We start from the raw sequence: 20785 nt of genomic DNA on the forward strand, positions 1-20785 counted from the left end.
TCCTGTCCAAGTTTGCCGGAAGAACGGCCAACGGGGTGTCGTCGTGGTCGGTGTGTCGGGGATCAGCTGTTTTCGGCTGCTCGTTCGGCGATACGCGCGAGTAGCCGAGAATGCACCTTGGCCGGGAGCATGTCGGAGACGTCGCCGCCGAAGGTCGCAACTTCCTTCACCAGAGAACTCGACAGGTAGCTGTAGGTCGGGTTCGTGGCAACGAAGAGCGTGTCGACGCCCGTGAGCTTCTGATTCATCTGAGCCATCTGCAGCTCGTAATCAAAGTCGTTCGCGCCGCGCAGACCCTTGACGATCGCGCTGAGTCCTTCTTGTTTCGCGTAGTCGACCAACAATCCGTGCCACGACGTGACGCGAACGTTGGGCAGGTGGCTCGTCGCGTCTTCGAGCATCTCGATCCGCTCGTCGATCGTGAACATGCCACGCTTGCTCTTGTTGATCAGCACGGTGACCACGACCTCGTCGAATTGCGCAGCAACTCTTCCGATTACGTCGAGGTGACCGTTGGTCACAGGGTCGAAGGATCCGGGGCAGACGGCGCCAGTCATGAGTCCAGACCGTAGCAGGTGGCCAGCTCGATGCGGGCTTCACCGTAGTTCTTGGCCTTGATCGGCTCGTAGCCCTGAGGCCACACGGTCTCCGGGGAGCGCGACGATCGTTCGAGTACCACGATCGTGCCCTCCCCCACCCATTTGTTGGCCTGCAGATCAGCGAGCATGGACACGACGGCCTCGTCGGTTACCGCATACGGTGGGTCCGCGATCACGATGTCGTATTCACGCGCACTCGGACCCGAGACCACGGCCGCAACCGGAGCGGCGCGAACCGTCGCCCCCGGCAACGCGACAGTGCCGATGTTCGCCTTGATGACGGCAGCAGCCTTGGCATCGGATTCCACGAGAACAACGTGCTCGGCTCCCCGCGAGAGCGCCTCGAGGCCGAGAGCACCCGAACCCGCAAAGAGGTCGAGAACCGCGCACCCTTCGAGATCGATGCGCGCTTCGAGAGCACTGAACAGCGCCTCACGAACCCGATCCGACGTCGGACGGGTGCCGCTCGGCGGGACTCGCAGGCGTCGACCGCCCGCGAGTCCCGAGATGATGCGTGTCACTCTGCGGCGCTCTCCCCCGTCGAGACGACTACCAGCAGGTCTCCGCCCTCGACCTGTTGGACGGCGCTGATCGCGATCCGCGAGACGACGCCGGCGCGCGGCGAGGTGATCGCCGCTTCCATCTTCATCGCTTCGATCGTGGCCACGGTGTCGCCGGCCTCGATCTTCTGGCCTTCCTTGACCGCGAGCGTCACGACGCCCGCGAACGGTGCAGCCACGTGGCCCGGGTTGTTCTTGTCGGCCTTCTCCGCCACCGGTACGTCACTGGCAATGGAGCGATCGCGGATCGAGACCGGGCGCAGCTGGCCGTTCAGGATGCACATGACAGTGCGGTAGCCGCGCTCGTCGGGCTCGGAGATCGCCTCGAGACCGATGATCAGCTCCACGCCGGGAGCCAACTCGACCCGGTGCTCGTCGCCGCGCCGCAAACCGTAGAAGAACTGGTTTGCCGAAAGCCGCGACGTGTCACCGTACTTCTCGCGGTGTTCGAGGAATTCCTTTGTCGGGCCGGGGAACAGCAGACGGTTCAGCGTCGCCTGACGGTCCTTCGACGAGCCCTCTAGCAGCACCTCGTCCTCAGCGGACAACGTCGCTTCCGGCTTGGCCTGGCCACGTCCTTCGAGTGCCTTGCTGCGGAACGGTTCCGGCCAACCACCGGGAGGCGTACCGAGTTCACCGCGCAGGAAGCCCACCACGGAGTCGGGAATGTCGAACTTCGCCGGATCTGCGGCGAACTCCTCCGAAGGCACACCGGCACCGACAAGATGGAGCGCGAGGTCGCCGACGACCTTCGACGACGGCGTCACCTTCACAAGATGCCCGAGCATGCGGTCCGCGTCGGCGTACTTGGCTTCGACCTCTTCGAACCGGTCGCCGAGACCGAGAGCAACGGCCTGCGTCCGGAGGTTGGAGAGCTGGCCTCCCGGAATCTCGTGCGTGTACACGCGACCCGTCGGCGCCGGCAATCCGGATTCGAACGGCGCGTACACCTTTCGCAGCGCCTCCCAGTACGGCTCGAGGTCGCACACGTTCTGCAGGTTCAGTCCGGTGTCGAACTCGGAGTGCGCGGCAGCGGCGACGATGGCCGAGAGCGCAGGCTGGCTGGTGGTTCCGGCCAGTGCCGCGGAAGCACCGTCGACTGCGTCGGCGCCCGCCTGCCACGCTGCGAAGTACGTGGCCAGCTGTCCACCGGGAGTGTCGTGCGTGTGAACGTGAACCGGCAGATCGAAGTTGCTGCGTAGCGCCGTCACCAGCTTGGTAGCTGCCGGCGCGCGCAGCAGGCCTGCCATGTCCTTGATCGCGAGCACGTGAGCGCCGGCATCGACGATCTCTTCGGCCAACTTCAGGTAGTAGTCGAGCGTGTACAGAGTTTCGTTCGGATCCGACAGATCACCGGTGTAGCTCAGCGCCACCTCCGCGAGGGCCGTTCCGGTCTCACGCACCGCGTCGATCGCAGGCCGCATCTGGTCGACGTTGTTGAGCGCGTCGAAGATTCGGAAGATGTCGATACCGGTGTCGGTGGCTTCCTGAACAAATGCGCGCGTGACCTTTTCGGGATACGGCGTGTAGCCCACCGTGTTTCGGCCGCGAAGAAGCATCTGAAGGCAGATGTTCGGGATCGCTTCACGGAGTGCAGCGAGCCGGTACCACGGATCCTCGTGCAGGAAGCGAAGTCCCACATCATAGGTCGCGCCGCCCCAGGCTTCGATCGAGAGCAGTTCCGGCGTCAACCGCGCAACGTGCCCGGCTACTCCGAGCAGTCCGCTGGTCCGAACTCGCGTGGCCAACAACGACTGGTGCGCGTCACGGAAGGTGGTGTCGGTGACGCCGACGGCCTTCTGCTCACGCAGTGCCTTCGCAAAACCTTCGGGTCCGAGTTCGAGCAGGCGCTGACGGCTACCGGCAGGAGGAGGCGTCGAAAGATCGATCTTGGGCAGCTTGTCCTGCGGGTACACCGCCGAGGGCCGCTCACCGTGAGGCTTGTTGACAGTGACATCCGCGAGGTAGGTCAGGATCTTCGTGCCGCGGTCTGCCGAAGAACGCAGAGTCAGCAGCTGAGGACGTTCCTCGATGAAGGAGGTCGTCACGCGTCCAGCACGGAAGTCCGGGTCGTCGAGAACCGCCTGCAAGAACGGAATGTTGGTCGAGACGCCACGAATGCGGAACTCGGTGACCGCGCGGCGAGCCCTCGCGACAGCGGCTTCGAGGTCACGACCACGGCAGGTGAGCTTGACCAGCATCGAGTCGAAGTACGCGCCGACCTCGGCTCCGAGCGTGGCGCCGCCGTCCAGGCGGATACCGGCTCCGCCCGGGGTGCGGTACGCGGTGATGCGGCCCGTGTCCGGGCGGAATCCGTTGGCCGGATCCTCCGTGGTGATGCGGCACTGCAGCGCCGCGCCGCGAAGCTTGATCGTGTCCTGTGACAGACCAAGCTCTGCAAGCGTCGAACCGGACGCGATCTTGAGCTGCGACTGGACCAGGTCCACGTCCGTCACTTCTTCGGTGACGGTGTGCTCCACCTGAATTCGCGGGTTCATCTCGATGAAGACGTGATTGCCGCGCTTGTCGAGGAGGAACTCGACGGTACCCGCGCACGTGTACCCGATCTCCTTCGCGAAGGCGACGGCGTCGGCACAGATCTTGGCGCGCAACTCTTCCGAGAGATTGGGCGCCGGAGCAAGCTCGATCACCTTCTGGTGGCGACGCTGCAGCGAGCAGTCACGCTCGAAGAGGTGGATGACGTTGCCCTGCTCGTCGGCGAGGATCTGCACTTCGATGTGCCGGGGGTCGATGACGGCCTGCTCGAGGAAGACCGTCGAATCGCCGAAGGCCGATTCCGCTTCGCGCGCTGCGGCTTCGATCGATTCCTTGAGCTGTGAGCGCTCCGCAACGCGGCGCATTCCGCGTCCACCGCCGCCGGCAACGGCCTTGACGAAGATCGGGAAGGTCATGTCCTCGGCGGCCGCGAGCAACTCGTCGATGTCCGCTGACGGCTCCGACGACGCGAGCACGGGGAGACCGGCGGCCTTTGCCGCTGCGATGGCCCGAGCCTTGTTTCCGGTCAACTCGAGGATCTCGGCGGACGGGCCGACGAACTTGATGCCTGCCTCGGCGCACGCCGCCGACAGATCCGGGTTCTCGGAAAGGAAGCCGTAACCGGGGTAGATGGCGTCGGCTCCGGCACTCTTGGCGGCGGCGACGATTTCCTCGACTGAGAGATACGCCCGAACGGGGTGACCCTTCTCCCCGATCTGGTAGCTCTCGTCTGCCTTGAGCCGGTGGATCGAGTTCCGATCCTCGTACGGGAACACCGCGACGGTTCCGGCACCTAGTTCGTAGGCGGCGCGGAAGGCACGGATCGCAATTTCGCCGCGGTTCGCGACGAGCACTTTGGAGAACATTCGAGAAAACTACCCCGATTTCATCTTGCGTCTACATGCGGAGTCTCATATTTCGGACTGAATCGAGAAACCAACCCGGCGGTCCTCGTGCTATTCGATTTCAGCTTGTCGTCATACCTGTCACGACTTCTCGAGGTACTCGATCCGGTCGGAGTCCAGGGCAGCGGTCACCATGGAAGCGAGGGCGGGATGATCCTCGAGCGACGGATCGGAGTCGACAATTCCCTGAGCGAACTCCCTGGCGGACTCGAGGATGTCTCCGTGAGCCATGAGGGAAAGCAGCCGCAGATTCGAGGTTGTGCCCGACTGCGCCGCACCGAGAATGTCTCCTTCACGTCTGGTCGCGAGGTCGAGTTGCGCCAGTTCGAACCCGTCGTTGGTCGCTGCCACCGCCGAGAGCCGCTCGTACGCCGGTCCGCCGGGATTGCTTCCGGTGACGAGGATGCACAGCCCCTGGTGCTTGCCTCGACCGACTCGTCCGCGCAGCTGATGGAGCTGACTGACGCCGAACCGCTCGGCGTCGACGATCACCATCACCGTCGCATTCGGAACGTCCACACCGACTTCGACGACAGTCGTACAGACGAGGACGTCGATGTCACCGACGTTGAACGCGCTCATCACGACGTCTTTTTCGTCGGAAGGCAGTCGACCGTGCAGCAACCCGACTCGCAGATCAGCCAGCGGGCCACTCGACAGCTCTTCGAAGACGTCGACTGCCGACTTGGTCTCGGGCTGCTTCTCCTCGGTGAACTGGTCCTCACCGGCACCCTGCTCACCGTCGCCGATGCGTGAGCACACGACATACGCCTGACGACCAGCGGCAACGTCCTCACGGATTCGTTCCCATGCGCGATCCACCCACTGCGGCTTCTGCTTCGCGGGCACGACGCTGCTCTTGATCGGGGTTCGCCCGCGCGGTAGTTCCCGCAGAGTCGAGACCTCGAGGTCGCCGAGCACCGTCATGGCGATGGTTCGCGGAATCGGCGTTGCCGTCATCACCAGCAGATGCGGACTCAGACCTTCACGGGCACGTGATCGCAACTGATCACGTTGCTCGACGCCGAAGCGGTGCTGCTCGTCGACGACAACCATGCCGAGGTTGAAGAACTCCACGTTGTCCTGGATGAGCGCATGGGTACCGATGACGATCCCGGCGTCGCCGGTCACGGCTTCGAGCAGCGCTGCGCGCTTCGCAGCGACCGGCAGCGAGCCGGTCAGAAGGGCGATACGGGTGGAATGTTCGGCCGAACCGAGTTCACCGCCTGCGGCCAGCGGGCCCATCATCTTGCGCAGTGATCGCGCGTGCTGATTTGCCAGGACCTCGGTCGGTGCGAGCAACGCGCACTGATAACCGGCGTCGACGACCTGCAACATCGCGCGCAGAGCCACGATGGTCTTGCCTGACCCGACCTCGCCCTGAAGAAGCCTGCTCATCGGGTGTGGGCGAGCGAGATCGCTGGAGATCTCCTCCGCGACTGCTTGCTGTCCCTCCGTCAGAGTGAACGGGAGCATCTCCTCGAACTGGTCCGCGATCCCGCCGGCAACCGGAGCGCAGGCCGGCGCCACACGCTCGGAATTGTCGTGACGACGCATCGCGAGGACCAACTGCAGAGACAGCGCCTCGTCGAAACGCAGACGATCCTGAGATCGTTCGATGTCCTCCTTGGTATCCGGGAGGTGAACGGTGCGCAGTGCCTCGTCCAAACCGATGAATCCGTGCTCGGCCCGAGTCTCGGCGGGCAACGGCTCCTCGATCGGATCGAGTTGATCGAGCACTTGCCGCACGCACCGCATGATGGTCCAGCTCTCGACCTCGCGGGTCGCCGGGTACAGCGGGATCAATGCGCGGTCGAAGACGGACAGATCGAGTTCGGCGCCGGGATCCTGGTTTGCGCGAGCCAGACCGGCAAGGTCACCGGCCCCCTTGATGGATGCAAGCGGAACTACCGAATCCTCCTCGCCGACACGAGGTTCCGGGAGGATCAGGTAGCTCGGGTGGGTGAGAGACCACTTGCCGCGGAAGTACTTCACCGTCCCGGAGAACATCGCGCGCACGCCGGGCTTGATGACGTGCCGCACCTTCTGCGGGTTGAAGAACGTGACGTCGACGGTCTGCGAATCAGTCGCGAGCGATACTCGCAACATCTGCCCCGGACGGTTCTTCATCTTCACGACCGCCGCCGACGCCACCCGCGCGATGATGGTGATGTGCTCACCTTCGGGCGGCTCCTTCTCGGCAAGTTCCTTGCCTGCCGACGCGTACCGGTGTGGGTAGTGACGCAGCAGGTCCTCGACCGTCCGAATCTCGAATGCCTCGTCGAGCGCGTCCGCGGTCTTCTTTCCCAGCAGCCGATCGAGTGGGTCGGCGAGCGTCGCCATCAGTTCCTCCAGCACAGTGTCGCGGTAAGCACATGTGTTCGTATATCAGTAGTCACCGACAGACCCGGTTCGATCACTCCACACCCAACTGGAACAGGTCACCCGGCTGATCACCCTGATAGACGAGCACGTCGACGCCCGGATGGTGCGCGATGACGTGCGCCTCGAGCTGCCCGGCCAGGGCGTCCGGCGCGTCGGCGCCCATGAGTAGGGTCACGAGTTCGCCACCGGATCCGAGCGCGAGGTCGACCAGTCGCGCACTCGACTCCGCGACGTCGGGACCGATGAGCACCACCTCGTGCCCCATCAGACCGATCGCGTCACCCGGATCACACGTCCCGACGTACGTCAGCGAACGCTCGACCGCAATTCGCAATGATCCCCAGCGCGTCGCAGCCGCCGCCTCGGACATCGTGAAGCCGTCGTCGGCGACGTTGCGTTGAGCGTCGTGAACGGCAAGTGCGGCCAAGCCCTGAACCATCGACGATGTCGACAGCAGCAGAACCTGGTGAAGCGGATCGCGTGCAGCGGCACTGACTGCGACCAGTTCCTGAGCCGTCAAGGCTCCGTTCGGCAGCACCAGAACTTCACTTCGCTCCATCTGACGAATGCGGCCGAGCAGTTGCGCACGTGTCACCGGCGCGTCGTCGCACCGAAGAACCGTCGCACCCTCACTCTCGAACAACGCCGCCGCACTCTCACCGGCGACGACGGCCAGAACGCCGCGGGCACCGGCACCCGGGAATCGCCTCTCCGCCCGTGCCACCAACTGGTCGCGTTCGTCGACGAGAAAACTGCTGATGCGAATACCGTGGACCTTCCCGGCTTCGAGGCCGGCTTCGACGGCTGCACCGGCATCGCAGCAATGCACGTGCACCGACCAGCCACCGAAGCCGTCGCTGACGATGACCGTCGAATCTCCGAGGACGGACAGCCGCGTGCGCAGCGCCGTCATGCGATCGTCGTCCGAGTCGTCGACGAGGTACATGACCTCGAAATCCTGTTCCGAGTGATCACCACATTCGATCGGGCTCTTGTGAGCCCAATCGTGATCGAATGCGCTGACGTCGACAACTGCGCTCGACCTCGGGTCCGGCGTCCCCAGATCCTCGCGAACCTGCGACTTCCCGGTCACCACCTCGACAAAAGCGTCGAGGATCAGAACCAGACCGAATCCCCCGGCATCGACCACCCCGGCCGACGCCAGAACGTCCAGTTGCTCCGGGGTCTTGTTCAGCGCGATCGCAGCCGCATCGGCAGCGGCGGCAACCACGGAAGCAAGATCCTCGCCGCTCGGCGTCTTGGTGTCGACGCACTCCTGCGCTGCCTCACCCGACGCGCGCAGAACCGTGACGATGGTGCCTTCCACCAGATCGGAGACAGCCCGAGAAGCCAGCCCCGTCGCCGTGGTCAGTGAGTTCGCAAAGCTACGGCCGTCGATGTGCTCGCCTTGAACGCTCTCCGCGATACCCCGGATCACCTGGGAGAGGATCACTCCGGAATTACCCCGTGCACCGGACACCGCGCCCCGAGCCAGCGCGTTGGCGACGCGGCCGGCACTGCGGACGTCGTCCTCGATCGTCTCGGCGGAATCGAGCGCGGCCCGCATCGTGAACAACAGGTTGGTGCCGGTATCCGAATCAGGGATGGGAAAGACGTTGAGGCTGTTGATCTCACCGCGACGTTTCTGGAGGCTGTCGACCGCCCGACGGGCCCAGCGCCGCAGCAGATGTCCGTCCGCGACGGATTCCGCTTCTTCGGCGACGCGTTGCACTTCCCCCACTGACGGTTCCCCTCGACGATGGAAAGACTGACGATGAAAAAGAGATCGGTGATCGGTGCAGTCGAGGGTAGTCCGACGCTTCTGCGCAACCGTCATTACCGGGCGGTTTGGCCATTCGGGCCGGAAGCGGTTACTCTTACACGGTTGCCTCGAACGGGCTACACGAAATAATGCTGCACTTTGTTTGTTGCTGATTGACTGTTTTCACGTTCGGCTGCACAGTGAGCGGTCAAGGATCGGTTCGAAGTCGAGTATATTCGGATTGTAATTCTGGCTGCCCTACCGTGTAGGGTAACCACTTCAATATTCATTTCTAACAAGGAGTTCGCGACTATGGCTGCCGTCTGCGACGTATGCGCCAAGGGGCCCGGCTTCGGTAAGTCGGTCTCGCACTCGCACCGGCGTACCAATCGTCGCTGGAACCCGAACATTCAGTCTGTTCGTACCGAGGTTGCCCCGGGTAACACCCGTAAGGTCAACGTGTGCACCTCCTGCCTGAAGGCAGGCAAGGTCGCTCGGGGCTGATTGCCCGAGCACAAACTATTGCAGGCTCTGCCCCCGTCACTTCGGTGACGGGGGCAGAGCTGTTTCTATGTGGCTGTATCTATGTGTCCCCGTGTTTCGTATGGCTGTCCGACACCCGTAATGTGCGTTGAGTGACTTCCATCGATGACCTGAGCAAAGTGACCCTCGACGAGGGCGTACTCCGCATCACCATTTCCACCGCCGCCAACGGCACCTCCCTCGACGACGAAGGACTGGTTCAGGGCGCGCAGGCGCTCGAGACAGTCGGAAACGACATCGGGAGCATCCTTCTGGTCGGCGAAGGCGCAAACTTCTGTGCCGGCGGCAACGTCCGTGCGTTCGCCGCAGCCCCTGACCGCGGCGAGTACGTCGCCGAGGTTGCCCGTGTCTTCCACGTGTTCGTTCGCGCGCTCGACGCCGCGACCGCTCCAGTGGTGGCCGGGGTCCACGGATGGGCTGCCGGCGCCGGAATGAGCCTGGTCTGCCTCGCCGACGTCGCAATCGGCGGCACCGGCACCAAGCTCCGCCCCGCGTACCCCTCCATCGGTTTCACCCCGGACGGCGGAATGTCGTGGACACTCCCACGCATCGTCGGCGTGGCACGCGCTCGCGAGATTCTTCTCAACGATTCGGTGATCGGTGGCGACGAAGCCGTCCGGCTGGGGATCCTCACCCGACTCGTCGGCGACGACGAGGTCCAGGAAGAGGCAGCTCGCCTCGCCCGCGCTTTGGCCAACGGACCGAGTACGTCGTACTCGGGAATCAAAGCACTGCTGCGTTCGTCGCGGACGAACTCGCTCGCCGAGCAACTCGACGCCGAGGCTGCGTCCATCGCCCTCGCGGCGAACAGCCCGATCGGGCGCGAGGGTGTCGACGCATTCGTCGACAAGCGTCGCCCCGATTTCACTTCCGCAAAGCAGGCCTAGTCAGCTGGCATGCCGAATGTCGTGTCACGACGTTCGGCATGCCAGGTGAGTGCAGGCGCAGTTCGATCAGCCCAGATTCCAGTCGACCGGGTCGGCCCCGAGTCCGGTCAAGAGTTCGTTCGCACGACTGAACGGGCGCGAACCGAAGAAGCCGCGCGAAGCCGAAAGCGGTGACGGGTGCGCTGATTCGATGATCGGTGTGTCGCCCAGCATCGGCGCGAGAGTGGCCGCGTCACGACCCCACAAGATCGCCACCATCGGTGACGACCGCGCCACCAAAGCGCGGATAGCCTGCTCGGTCACCGGCTCCCAGCCCTTCTTACGATGAGAAGCGGCTTGACCCGGCTGCACGGTGAGTACGCGATTGAGAAGCAGCACACCTTGTTTCGACCACGGCGTCAGATCGCCGTTCGGCGGTATCGGCAGCCCGAGATCCTGGTGATACTCCTTGTAGATATTACCGAGACTTCGTGGAACCGGCCGCACGTCCGGGGCAACCGAAAAGCTCAACCCGACAGCATGACCGGGCGTCGGATAGGGATCTTGACCGACGATGAGCACTCGAACGTCGTCGAACGGGTTCGTGAATGCGCGCAAGACGTTCTCTCCTGCAGGCAGATACTCCCGTCCCGCAGCGATCTCTTCGCGCAAGAACTTACCCATCGCGGAGATCTGCTCCGAGACCGGTTCGAGTGCCCGCGCCCACCCTGGATCGACGATCTCTGCAAGCGGCGCCATCAGTCGAGCCTGCGCAACGCGTCGCGGTAGTACGCCGCATTGGCTGCGTACATCTTGACGTTTCCGTCGAGGTGACCGAGCGGAACTTCGTATCCCGCACGGACCTTGGCGGGCACACCGAGTGCCATGCTGCGCGGGGGAACCTGCATCTTGTTGGCCACCACCGCACCCGCGGCGACGATCGACCCCGTCCCGATCACCGTTCCGTTGAGAACCACGGAGCCCGATGCGATCAGGCAGTGGTCCTCGATGGTCGACCCCTCGATGTGCGCGTTGTGGCCCACCACGCAACCGGAACCGATGACAGTCGCATCGATGGCGGTGCAATGGATGACAGTTCCGTCCTGGATGTTGGATCCGGTTCCCACCGAAATGGTTCCGTAGTCACCACGCAATACCGCCTGCGGCCAGATCGAGGTGCCCGCCGCGAGAGTCACGGCGCCGATCACCACTGCGTCCGGGTGAACGTATGCGTCCGGATGAATGTCCGGAACTCTGTCTCCAAGTGCATATACAGCCATGAAAGCAACCTATACCGCGGTGGTGCCGGTGGGCGAAAAGCTGTGCCATCCCCCACCGCTCTCGCGAAGCGAACCGTCGACGCTCACGCCGGAACCGGCCGCAACCTCACCGATCACAGTCCAACCCGACGGAATCTCGACCTCAGGCCCGAAAGTTGCTGCAAATCCGTGATCTTCACCACCGGAGAGGATCCAGTCCAGCGGATCGACGTCGAGCGCCTCGGCCGCCGATGCGACATCGGGTGAGGTGGGAACCGCGGCCGAGACGATGTCGAACCGCACGTGCGAGGCCTCTGCGAGATGTCGAAGGTCCGCGATCAATCCGTCGGATACGTCCGTCATGGAATGTGCTGATTCTGCGGCGTCCCATGCCGATTGATACGGCGGATTCGGAACACGATGAGCGGCAAGCAAGTCTGGAAAGCTTTCGGCTTCGTCGAGCAGTAGTGCCAACCCTGCTGCCGAGCAACCGAACAACCCGGCGACCGCGATCTTGTCACCGATCTTTGCTCCCGAACGCAGAACTGCCGGACGGCCACCGAGATCGCCGAGCACGGTCACCGACACCACGACTACCGGTGACTGGACCAGGTCACCGCCGACCACACCGGCCCCCAGATCAGTTGCCGCGTCCCAGATTCCCGCGGAGATTGCGTCGATCACGTCGACCGGAGTCGAAGGCGGGCATCCCAGAGACACGGTGAATGCCGTCGGCCGCGCTCCCATCGAGACGACGTCCGCAGCGTTCTGTGCCACTGCCTTTCGGCCGATGTCGCGTGGCGAAGACCAATCCATTCGGAAATGCCGACCTTCGACCAGCATGTCGGACGAGACAACCACACGGCCGTCTCCGGACGTCACGATCGCGGCATCGTCGCCCGGCCCCAGTTCGGTGGTGACCGGTTGGATTCGGCCGACCAGAGATCGCGCGATCACGTCGAACTCCCCCACCTGCTCGACAGTGTGCTCTGACCCGAACTCCGATGATGCGATGAGTGTCTCCAATGCCGACGCAATTCGCTCGTAAGCGGCCTGCGGTACCTTCTAGCTGTGGTCGTGAATGCTTCTGCAAGCTCACGCGTGTGTCGGCAATCCTACCGATTCACCGACGTGCCCTGCGAAGTGACGAGACCGCTGATCGACTGGACCAGGACCCGAGCGAAGAACTGAGCATGGCAGAAAACACCTCCACCGCAGACAACGCCGACATCGACCCCGATAGCGATAACGATCCGTCCGAGCGCCGCAGTCCGGCGCTGATCGCCACCGCCATCGCGCTCCCGGTAGCCCTGATCGTCGGAGTGGTGATCGCGGCCGTCGTCGCGGGAAACAACCCTGAACTCTCGCCGGTAGCGCTGGGACCCGTACCGGCACCGGCGGCGGAGTCGGAGGCCTGCGTTTCCCTCCTCGGTGCGCTCCCCGACAAGATCGACGACTTCACGAAAGCCGAGTTGGTTGACCCTGCTCCGGCTGGAGCGGCAGCTTGGCAGCGCAGCGAAGGTGAGCCGATCGTGTTGCGCTGCGGGCTCGACCGTCCGACCGAGTTCGACCAGGCTGCAGCACTACAGGTTGTGAACGGTGTCCAATGGTTCCAGGTCTCGGGAACCGACGTCGGTCTGGCTGCGAGCACTTGGTTTGCCGTAGACCGCGGTGAGTACATCGGTATCACGATCCCCGACGGGACCGGCCCGACGCCGATTCAGGAGATCTCCGACACCATCACGGCGACTCTCGAACAGAAGCCCCTCGACCCGGCGCCGGTCGCGGTTCCCTGATCAGCGAAGTCCGGTACCGCGAGCGATGGCGGTGTCGACCAGTGTCGAAATCAAAGTGCGGTAATCGATTCCGGTGGCGTTCCACATCTTTGGATACATCGAGATGGAAGTGAACCCGGGCATCGTGTTGATCTCGTTGATCACCGGGCCGTCAGCCGTGACGAAGAAATCGACCCGCGAGAGTCCCTGGCAATCGAGTGCCTTGAACGCGCGGACTGCAAGCTCCCTGATCTGGTCGCTCACCGACTCGTCGAGTTTTGCGGGGATGTCGAATTCGCAGACGTCGTCGAGGTACTTGGTGTCGAAGTCGTAAAACGCGTCCGAATCGGTGTCGGCATCCGGCATCCGGATCTCGGCGACCACGCTGGCCTTGACGTCACCGTTCGGGAATTCGAGGACGCCGCATTCCACCTCACGGCCGATGATCGCGCCTTCGACGATCACCTTGGGATCGTGCAGGCGCGCATGAGCGATCGCCCCGTCCAGACCGTCCCAATTGCTCACCCGGGTGATGCCGATGGACGAACCACCACGAGCGGGCTTCACGAACACGGGAAGGCCCAACTCCGCCTTCTGCTCTTCGGTCAGCGTTGCGATTCCCGGTCGAAGCACGACCTGCACTCCGACGGGAAGTCCTTCAGCGGCAAGAAGCTTCTTCGTGAACTCTTTGTCCATGCCGGCGGCGCTGGCCAGGACTCCGGGTCCGACATACGGAACCCCGGCAAGTTCGAGCAATCCCTGAATGGTGCCGTCTTCGCCGTAAGCCCCATGCAGAACGGGGAAAACGACGTCGACCGACGCGAGCACAGCACCGGCGTCGGAGCCGTCGAAGGAGATGACCTCGCCCTCGCGGGTGGGGTCCGCGCTGAGGACCACCGACGTTCCGTCTTTGTCGACCGACGGCAACGCGCGCCCGCTGATCGCGAGGGAGCTGGGGTCGCTCGACCCGAGGACCCAGGAACCGTCGACTGTGATGCCGATCGGTACGACGTCGTACCGATCCGGGTCGAGGTTGCTCAGGACGCTTCCGGCGGAAACACAGGACACTGAATGCTCATTGCTCCGGCCACCGAAGATCACGGCCACGCGGGTACGGCTGCTGTTCACGCGTCAAACCGTACCGCCGAATCGACTTCGGCACGCGATCGGGCCGGGCCGGAAATCATCGACGTGGTCCGCTCACGCGTCGAGCGCGCGCTCGATGTCGGCCAGGAGATCGGCGGTGTCCTCGATGCCACAAGCGATTCGGACAAAACCCGCACTGACCGGATCGCCCCAGCGCGCACGACGATCCGCCGTCGTGTGGATCCCACCGAAGCTGGTGGCGGCCGTGACGAGCGCGCTCGCTTCGACGAACGAGTGGAATGCTTGAGCCGAATCCAACTCGACGCTCACCAATCCGCCGAATCGTTTCATCTGACCGGATGCCGTTGTGTAGGACGGGTCACCGCGAAGGCCGGGATAACGAACGGACCGGACCGCTTTGTGTCCAGCCAACATCTCGGCCAGGGCCAGCGCGTTGTCGCACTGACGCCCGAATCGCAGGCCTGCCGTGCCGAGACTCCGGTGCGCAAGCCACGTCTCGAAGGGGCCGAGCACCGTTCCCGAAAGAAGTCGCTCACGCTCGATCCGCTGACTCACCGCCGCATCGGAAGTAGCGACGTAACCCATCAGGAGGTCACTGTGCCCGCTGAGTGCCTTGGTACCGCTGGCCACCACGACGTCGGCACCCAATTCGAGCGGGCGCTGCCCCAGCGGTGTCGCAGTCGTGTTGTCGACGATCAGCAGCGCGCCCGATCGGTGACACACGTCGGCGAGCACGCGAAGGTCGACCACGTCCAGCACCGGGTTGGACGGCGTCTCGGCGACGACGACCACGCGACCCGGTGACGCGTCGAGCAGATCCGCGAAGCTCGCGTCGCCCATCTGCAGGGTCGAGACTTCGCGAACGGTGATTCCCAACGGAGCCAGACGTTCGTTCGCGTACAACCGCACCTGGTAGTACCCGTCCGAGGGCACGACGACGGTATCCCCGGCGACGAGCACGCTGCGCAAGGTCGCGGTGATCGCAGACATCCCCGACCCCATGACGAGTGCGTGGTCCGCTCCTTCGAGCGCCGCGAGCGCCGATTCGAGTCCGCGCCAACCCGGGTTCGACGCTCGAGCATAGGTATCGGACTCGGAGCCTTCGTCCACCGAAAGTTGGTACGGCGCAGCAAATATCGGACCCAGCTGCATGGGCTGGCCCGCAGCGTGTTCGCGCGCAACGGCGCTCACACTGCGCGTCGAATCCCCGTAACCCTCGAAATCACTCACATTAATTTCACTCATTCCGGCTTCGTCCGGCGTCCGAGCAACTGACCGATCGCATCACTGACGGCCATGCCTTCGTGGCACACCCGATGGACGGCGTCGGTCAACGGCATCTCCACGTCGTAGCCTGCAGCGAGTGCGCGTACCGACGTACACGACTTCACGCCCTCGGCGACCTGACCGTTGGTTGCCTTCTGTGCCGACTCCATCGACCCGCCCCGTCCGAGTCTCTCTCCGAACGTCCGGTTTCGCGACAACTCGGACGTGCAGGTCGCGACCAGGTCACCGACGCCCGCCAAGCCTGCAAGCGTCGACGCCTTGGCGCCGAGCGCGACACCGAGCCGAATCGTCTCGGCGAGACCACGGGTGATGATGCTGGCAACCGTGTTGTCGCCGAATCCACTACCGGCGGCCATGCCGCAGGCCAGCGCGATCACGTTCTTGCACGCGCCACCGATCTCGCAACCGATGACGTCGGAGTTGGTGTACGGCCTGAAATAGCCGGTAGCGCAAGCATCCTGGAGAGCGAGGGCACGCGAGGAATCCGAGCAGGCGATCACCGTGGCCGCTGGCTGCCCGCTGGCGATCTCGTGTGCAAGATTCGGGCCCGAGAGCACCGCGACGCGCCCCGGTTCCACGCCGGTCACCGACACGATGACCTGGCTCATGCGCATGAGCGTCCCGGTCTCGATTCCCTTGGCCAGACTCAGCAGAGTCGCATCGGGTCCGATCGAGCCTTTCCACTGCTCCAGGTTTCCCCGTAGCGACTGCGAGGGAACCGCCAGCACGATGAAGTCAGCGCCTGCCATCGCCTCCTCGTGGTGGTGGGTCGCGCGAATCGACGAAGGCAAAGCAATGCCTGGCAGATAGTCGCTGTTCTCGTGCGTGGTGTCGATGCGCTTCGCGACCTCTTCACGCCTGGCCCACATCGTCACGTCGGTTCCGGCCTCGGCCATCACCTTGGCCAACGCCGTTCCCCACGAACCTGCGCCCAATACAGCTGCCTTACTCACACGCTCACCCCGTCTACCCGGCGAAGCGGGTCGCCGCCAGAAAAATCGTCTGCACAGAGTATCGCCTGTGGTGCACTGCGGTGGGCAGCCGCGGACACCGAGCGTGATGACTGGCAAGATCGAGGGATGGACAGCGCGGAACCCCCGTACCCACACGTCGTGGAGACACCGCATGCGCGCACGGAGATCGAACGCCCCATGCATGCGATAGTGGCCGTCAAGTCCTTGAGATCGGCCAAGTCCCGGCTCGCGGGCGAACTCGACGCGGACGCGCGTGCAGACCTCGTGTTGGCCATGCTTCACGACACCCTCGCGACCGTTGCCGCCGTCTCTGCCATCGACACCGTCACGGTGGTCACCCCAGACCCGACCGTTGCCGCTCTTGCGTATTCCGTCGGCGTGACGGTCTACGCCGATCCAGCTCCCGACATCTCGCTGACCAACGGCGCCTCACCGCGCGCGGAGGAAACCCTCAACGCAGCGTTGAGTGCAGCGGCCGCCGATATCCGAGCCAAACGCGGAGTGGTCGACCTCGTTGTGCTGCAAGCCGACTTGCCCGCGATGCAACCGAGCGAACTGACGGAGGCCGTGGCCGCCGCCCGAAGCGGTGGACGTTCAGTCGTCGTCGATCACCACGGCACCGGCACTTCCGCATTGTTTGCGTGTGGCGAGAGTGCGCTCGACCCCCGATTCGGTCCGGAATCCGCACGGGGACATGCTAATTCAGGTGCTCGTCCACTCAACGGCCAATGGCCGGGACTGCGCACCGACGTCGATACCCACGCCGATCTCGACACCGTGCGCGCAATGGGAGTAGGCCCCGCGACATTGGCTTCGTTGACCAGACTCAAGGCCACGCCGTCGAACAGTCGATGAATTTTCTTTCATCGATTGTCGGACCGCGCGATTGTGGGGGATGATCGACGAGTGAGCAATGGCGAAGCACTCGAAAACCGTATTTCCGAAGACCAGTCGGACGGAGACCACAGCTCCGGCCGACACGAGAACGGCGCGGCCACCTCGCCGCGATCTCAGGCCGTCGCGGTCGCCACCAACATCCCGGGCGCTCCCCCAGCAGCTACCAAGGCAGAGCTACCCGAATTGCTCGTCGGACTTCCCGAGGATCGTTACCTAAACCGCGAACTCAGCTGGCTCGATTTCAATGCCCGTGTTCTCGCATTGGCTGCCGACGAGTCACTGCCGTTGCTCGAACGCGCAAAGTTCCTCGCCATCTTCGCTTCCAATCTCGACGAATTTTTCATGGTCCGGGTCGCCGGACTCAAGCGCCGCGACGAGACGGGACTGTCGGTCAGGTCCGCCGACGGCCTCTCCCCACGCGAACAATTGGCGCTCATTGCGCGTCGCACCCAGGAACTCGCCGACAAGCACGCACACGTGTTTCTCGACTCGGTCCGCCCTGCCCTGGCGGCAGAAGGCATTTCAATTGTTAGATGGGCCGACCTCAGCGCCGACGATCACGGCCGGCTATCGGCGCATTTCCACGAGCAGGTCTTCCCGGTACTGACGCCGTTGGCAGTCGATCACGCCCACCCGTTCCCCTACATCAGCGGACTGAGCCTCAACCTCGCCGTGACAGTGAAGGACTCCGTCACCCGCGGCGAACACTTCGCTCGAGTCAAGGTCCCCGACAACGTCGGCCGGTTCGTGCGAGTCAAGAGCACGACGTCTTCGTCCACCATCGATTCGTTCCTCCCGATGGAAGAACTGATTTCGGCTCATCTGGACGTGCTGTTCCCCGGAATGGAAATCGTCGAACATCACGCCTTCCGAATCACACGCAACGCCGATTTCGAGGTCGAAGAGGATCGGGACGAGGATCTGCTGCAGGCACTCGAACGTGAATTGGCGCGTCGTCGTTTCGGTTCGCCCGTTCGCCTCGAAGTTGCCGACGACATGACCGAGCACATGCTCGAACTGCTTCTGCGTGAACTCGACGTCGATCCGGCTGACGTGATCGAGGTTTCCGGGCTCCTCGACTTGTCCTGCCTCTGGCAGGTTTACGCCGTCGATCGCCCGGCGCTCAAGGACGCTCCGTTCGTCCCGGCGACGCATCCGGCGTTCGGCGAGCGTGAGACGCCGAAGAGTGTGTTCTCGACCCTGCGCGAGGGCGACGTGCTCGTCCACCACCCTTACGACTCGTTTTCCACCAGCGTTCAACGCTTCATCGAACAGGCCGCGGCCGACCCGCAGGTGCTCGCGATCAAGCAGACCCTGTACCGAACTTCGGGCGACTCCCCCATCGTCAACGCACTGATCGACGCCGCCGAGGCCGGCAAGCAAGTTGTTGCCCTCGTCGAGATCAAGGCGCGCTTCGATGAGCAAGCCAACATCAAGTGGGCACGCAAACTCGAGCAGGCCGGCGTTCACGTCGTCTACGGTCTCGTCGGTCTCAAGACTCACTGCAAGACCTGCCTCGTCGTCAGGCGCGAAGGTTCGACAATTCGTCGCTACTGCCACATCGGCACCGGCAACTACAACCCGAAGACCGCGCGCATGTACGAGGACGTCGGATTGCTCACCGCAGCACCGGAGATCGGTGCTGACCTCACCGACCTCTTCAACTCGCTGACCGGATACTCCCGAAAGACGAGCTACCGCAACCTTCTCGTTGCGCCGTACGGGGTTCGCCGCGGGATCATCGAGCGGATCGACAACGAGATCGCTCACAAGCTTGCAGGCCGCGATGCCGGTATCCGCTTGAAAGCCAACGCATTGGTCGACGAGCAGGTCATCGACGCGTTGTACCGCGCGTCCAAGGCCGGTATCCCCGTCGAGATCGTGGTCCGCGGAATCTGCGCGCTCAAGCCGGGTGTTCCGGGCCTCAGCGAAAACATCGAAGTACGTTCCATTCTCGGGCGGTTCCTCGAACACTCGCGAATGTTCCATTTCCGCTCGGCCGACGAATTCTGGATCGGCAGCGCAGACATGATGCACCGCAACCTCGATCGCCGCGTCGAGGTCATGGTGCAGGTCAAGGATCCGAAACTGTCGAAGCAACTGGGTGACATCTTCGATTCCGCGCTCGATCCGCGAACTCGCTGCTGGGTACTGCATCCGGACGGCAGTTGGGTCGCTGCACCCGAACGCGGTGAGGACGTACGTGAGCATCAACAGTCGTTGATGCGCAGCCGCACCGCCAGCGGGTCTTGACGGGCTCGGATCACACCATGAGCGACAAGCCGGTCAAAGCCAACATCTTTGCCGCAGGCGCGGTTCTGTGGCGGAAGGCTCCCCAGGATCCTTCCGCCATCGAGATCGCCGTCGTACATCGACCGAAGTACGACGACTGGTCATTCCCCAAAGGAAAGCTCGATCCAGGCGAGACCTTCTTGACCGCAGCAGTTCGCGAGGTCCGCGAAGAGACCTCGATCACCGGACGTTTCGGAAGGCACCTCGGTGGCGTGACGTACCCGATCCCGGGACATCGCAAACTCAAACGAGTCGAATACTGGTCGGCCGAAGCAGTCGACGGAGATTTCGGGCCGAATAACGAAGTAGATGTTCTCTATTGGCTTCCGGTCGCCGAGGTCGCCGATCATCTTTCCTACCCGATGGATCGAATGATTCTTCGCCGCTTCGTTTCCATTCGGCCTGACACGAAAACGGTATTACTCGTCCGCCACGCAAAGGCTGGAAGCCGTAAGCGGTACAAGGGCGACGACAATTTGCGTCCACTCGACGCCAAGGGCAAAGAACAATCCGCCGCCTTGGTCGAACAGCTGAAAATCTTCGGAGCCGATACGGTTTTCGCGGCTGACCGTACGCGCTGCATCGACACCGTAATGCCGTTGGCGGAGGCATTGGGTGTCGAGATTTCGACGGAACCTCTTCTGACCGAAGAAGGTTACGAGGCCGATCCCGACGCCGCTCGGGCACGTGCGCTGCAGATAGCCGCACTGGAGGGCACTCCAGTGATCTGCAGCCAAGGAGGCGTCATCCCCGATTTGATGCGCTGGTGGGCTGATACGGCCGGTGTAACACTGCCCTCTGCACGCAACCGTAAGGCGAGCACTTGGGTGCTCTCGTTCCTCGACGGCCGTCTCGTCGCCGCCGATCACCTCGACAGCCCGCTCCCCAAAGTCGCCAACTCCTGAGGGATTTGGACCAACCGGCCCCAGCTCGATTCGGTAGTTTTGCAAAGCACTGAAACACAGGAGAATTCACACTTCTCCCAGACAGCAAAAAGAGGTGCAGCCGCGGATCAGATCCGCGGCGGCACCTCGTTGTCTTACGGCATAGGGTTTTTAACCCCCACGCGCCTACTTTC

At 63.5% G+C, this 20785-nt stretch carries 17 protein-coding genes; 6 read left to right on the top strand and 11 right to left on the bottom strand.

Annotated features, from left to right (window positions below; genetic code table 11):
• Positions 1-62: 62 nt before the first annotated feature.
• From coaD to QM596_RS13185, 5 genes are all read right to left on the bottom strand, one after another.
• On the bottom strand, positions 63-557 hold the full coding sequence (coaD, locus tag QM596_RS13165) for a pantetheine-phosphate adenylyltransferase (RefSeq protein ID WP_003942776.1): 495 nt from the start codon (positions 555-557) through the stop codon (positions 63-65).
• On the bottom strand, positions 554-1120 hold the full coding sequence (gene rsmD, locus QM596_RS13170) for a 16S rRNA (guanine(966)-N(2))-methyltransferase RsmD (RefSeq protein ID WP_003942746.1): 567 nt from the start codon (positions 1118-1120) through the stop codon (positions 554-556). The genes coaD and rsmD overlap by 4 nt, the downstream gene beginning before the upstream one ends.
• Positions 1117-4521, bottom strand: coding sequence for a pyruvate carboxylase (locus tag QM596_RS13175; protein WP_019747950.1), 3405 nt, complete (start codon positions 4519-4521; stop codon positions 1117-1119). Before QM596_RS13175 ends, rsmD begins: the two co-directional genes overlap by 4 nt.
• A gap of 120 nt (positions 4522-4641) precedes the next feature.
• Positions 4642-6903, bottom strand: a complete 2262-nt coding sequence (gene recG, locus QM596_RS13180) for an ATP-dependent DNA helicase RecG (protein ID WP_029255116.1) — start codon at positions 6901-6903, stop codon at positions 4642-4644.
• A gap of 73 nt (positions 6904-6976) precedes the next feature.
• Complete coding sequence (locus QM596_RS13185) at positions 6977-8686, bottom strand: DAK2 domain-containing protein (protein ID WP_020969321.1); 1710 nt, start codon at positions 8684-8686, stop codon at positions 6977-6979.
• A 333-nt stretch (positions 8687-9019) separates the two neighbouring features.
• Here QM596_RS13185 and rpmB point away from each other — a divergent pair, with 333 nt between their 5' ends.
• Entirely contained in the window at positions 9020-9211 is a 192-nt protein-coding gene (rpmB, locus tag QM596_RS13190) for a 50S ribosomal protein L28 (RefSeq protein WP_003942669.1), read from the top strand.
• A gap of 131 nt (positions 9212-9342) precedes the next feature.
• Positions 9343-10137, top strand: a complete 795-nt coding sequence (locus tag QM596_RS13195; protein WP_019747947.1) for an enoyl-CoA hydratase-related protein — start codon at positions 9343-9345, stop codon at positions 10135-10137.
• 66 nt (positions 10138-10203) lie between these two features.
• Here QM596_RS13195 and QM596_RS13200 read toward each other — a convergent pair whose 3' ends face one another.
• From QM596_RS13200 to QM596_RS13210, 3 genes are read right to left on the bottom strand one after another with little or no spacing between them, the layout of a single operon-like run.
• Positions 10204-10875, bottom strand: coding sequence for a uracil-DNA glycosylase (locus QM596_RS13200; protein ID WP_020907272.1), 672 nt, complete (start codon positions 10873-10875; stop codon positions 10204-10206).
• Positions 10875-11396 carry a gamma carbonic anhydrase family protein gene (locus QM596_RS13205; RefSeq protein WP_020969320.1) on the bottom strand — a complete coding sequence of 174 codons (522 nt, stop codon included), beginning with the start codon at positions 11394-11396 and terminating at the stop codon, positions 10875-10877. The genes QM596_RS13200 and QM596_RS13205 overlap by 1 nt, the downstream gene beginning before the upstream one ends.
• Before the next feature lie 9 nt (positions 11397-11405).
• Complete coding sequence (locus tag QM596_RS13210) at positions 11406-12389, bottom strand: thiamine-phosphate kinase (RefSeq protein WP_283309325.1); 984 nt, start codon at positions 12387-12389, stop codon at positions 11406-11408.
• An 89-nt stretch (positions 12390-12478) separates the two neighbouring features.
• Between QM596_RS13210 and QM596_RS13215 the strand changes: the two genes are divergently transcribed.
• Entirely contained in the window at positions 12479-13171 is a 693-nt protein-coding gene (locus QM596_RS13215; protein WP_080910870.1) for a DUF3515 domain-containing protein, read from the top strand.
• On the opposite strand, the gene QM596_RS13220 is transcribed toward QM596_RS13215, so the two are convergent.
• From QM596_RS13220 to QM596_RS13230, 3 genes are all read right to left on the bottom strand, one after another.
• Positions 13172-14278, bottom strand: coding sequence for a D-alanine--D-alanine ligase family protein (locus tag QM596_RS13220; protein WP_020907268.1), 1107 nt, complete (start codon positions 14276-14278; stop codon positions 13172-13174).
• A gap of 72 nt (positions 14279-14350) precedes the next feature.
• Positions 14351-15502, bottom strand: coding sequence for a cystathionine gamma-lyase (locus QM596_RS13225; RefSeq protein ID WP_283309187.1), 1152 nt, complete (start codon positions 15500-15502; stop codon positions 14351-14353).
• A complete protein-coding gene (locus QM596_RS13230) occupies positions 15499-16497 on the bottom strand; it encodes an NAD(P)H-dependent glycerol-3-phosphate dehydrogenase (RefSeq protein WP_019747941.1) in 999 nt (332 codons plus the stop codon). Before QM596_RS13230 ends, QM596_RS13225 begins: the two co-directional genes overlap by 4 nt.
• 126 nt (positions 16498-16623) lie before the next feature.
• Between QM596_RS13230 and cofC the strand changes: the two genes are divergently transcribed.
• Genes cofC through QM596_RS13245 form a run of 3 tightly spaced genes read left to right on the top strand, consistent with a single transcriptional unit; the run spans position 16624 to position 20612 of the window.
• A complete protein-coding gene (gene cofC, locus QM596_RS13235) occupies positions 16624-17373 on the top strand; it encodes a 2-phospho-L-lactate guanylyltransferase (protein WP_141487423.1) in 750 nt (249 codons plus the stop codon).
• 51 nt (positions 17374-17424) lie between these two features.
• Positions 17425-19668, top strand: coding sequence for an RNA degradosome polyphosphate kinase (locus tag QM596_RS13240; protein ID WP_003942685.1), 2244 nt, complete (start codon positions 17425-17427; stop codon positions 19666-19668).
• A gap of 17 nt (positions 19669-19685) precedes the next feature.
• Positions 19686-20612 carry a bifunctional NUDIX hydrolase/histidine phosphatase family protein gene (locus QM596_RS13245; RefSeq protein WP_264614392.1) on the top strand — a complete coding sequence of 309 codons (927 nt, stop codon included), beginning with the start codon at positions 19686-19688 and terminating at the stop codon, positions 20610-20612.
• Positions 20613-20785 lie beyond the last annotated feature (173 nt).

The sequence above is a fragment of the Rhodococcus sp. IEGM 1406 genome (assembly GCF_030056745.1).
GTDB lineage: Bacteria > Actinomycetota > Actinomycetes > Mycobacteriales > Mycobacteriaceae > Rhodococcus_F > Rhodococcus_F erythropolis.

Bases quoted from the DNA above. Each gene is read 5' to 3' on its own strand.
- coaD (WP_003942776.1), bottom strand. From the start codon at position 557: ATGACTGGCGCCGTCTGCCCCGGATCCTTCGACCCTGTGACCAACGGT.
- QM596_RS13205 (WP_020969320.1), bottom strand. From the start codon at position 11,396: ATGGCTGTATATGCACTTGGAGACAGAGTTCCGGACATTCATCCGGAC.
- QM596_RS13225 (WP_283309187.1), bottom strand. From the start codon at position 15,502: ATGAGTGAAATTAATGTGAGTGATTTCGAGGGTTACGGGGATTCGACG.
- rpmB (WP_003942669.1), top strand. From the start codon at position 9,020: ATGGCTGCCGTCTGCGACGTATGCGCCAAGGGGCCCGGCTTCGGTAAG.
- QM596_RS13200 (WP_020907272.1), bottom strand. From the start codon at position 10,875: ATGGCGCCGCTTGCAGAGATCGTCGATCCAGGGTGGGCGCGGGCACTC.
- cofC (WP_141487423.1), top strand. From the start codon at position 16,624: ATGGACAGCGCGGAACCCCCGTACCCACACGTCGTGGAGACACCGCAT.
- QM596_RS13175 (WP_019747950.1), bottom strand. From the start codon at position 4,521: ATGTTCTCCAAAGTGCTCGTCGCGAACCGCGGCGAAATTGCGATCCGT.
- QM596_RS13245 (WP_264614392.1), top strand. From the start codon at position 19,686: ATGAGCGACAAGCCGGTCAAAGCCAACATCTTTGCCGCAGGCGCGGTT.
- recG (WP_029255116.1), bottom strand. From the start codon at position 6,903: ATGGCGACGCTCGCCGACCCACTCGATCGGCTGCTGGGAAAGAAGACC.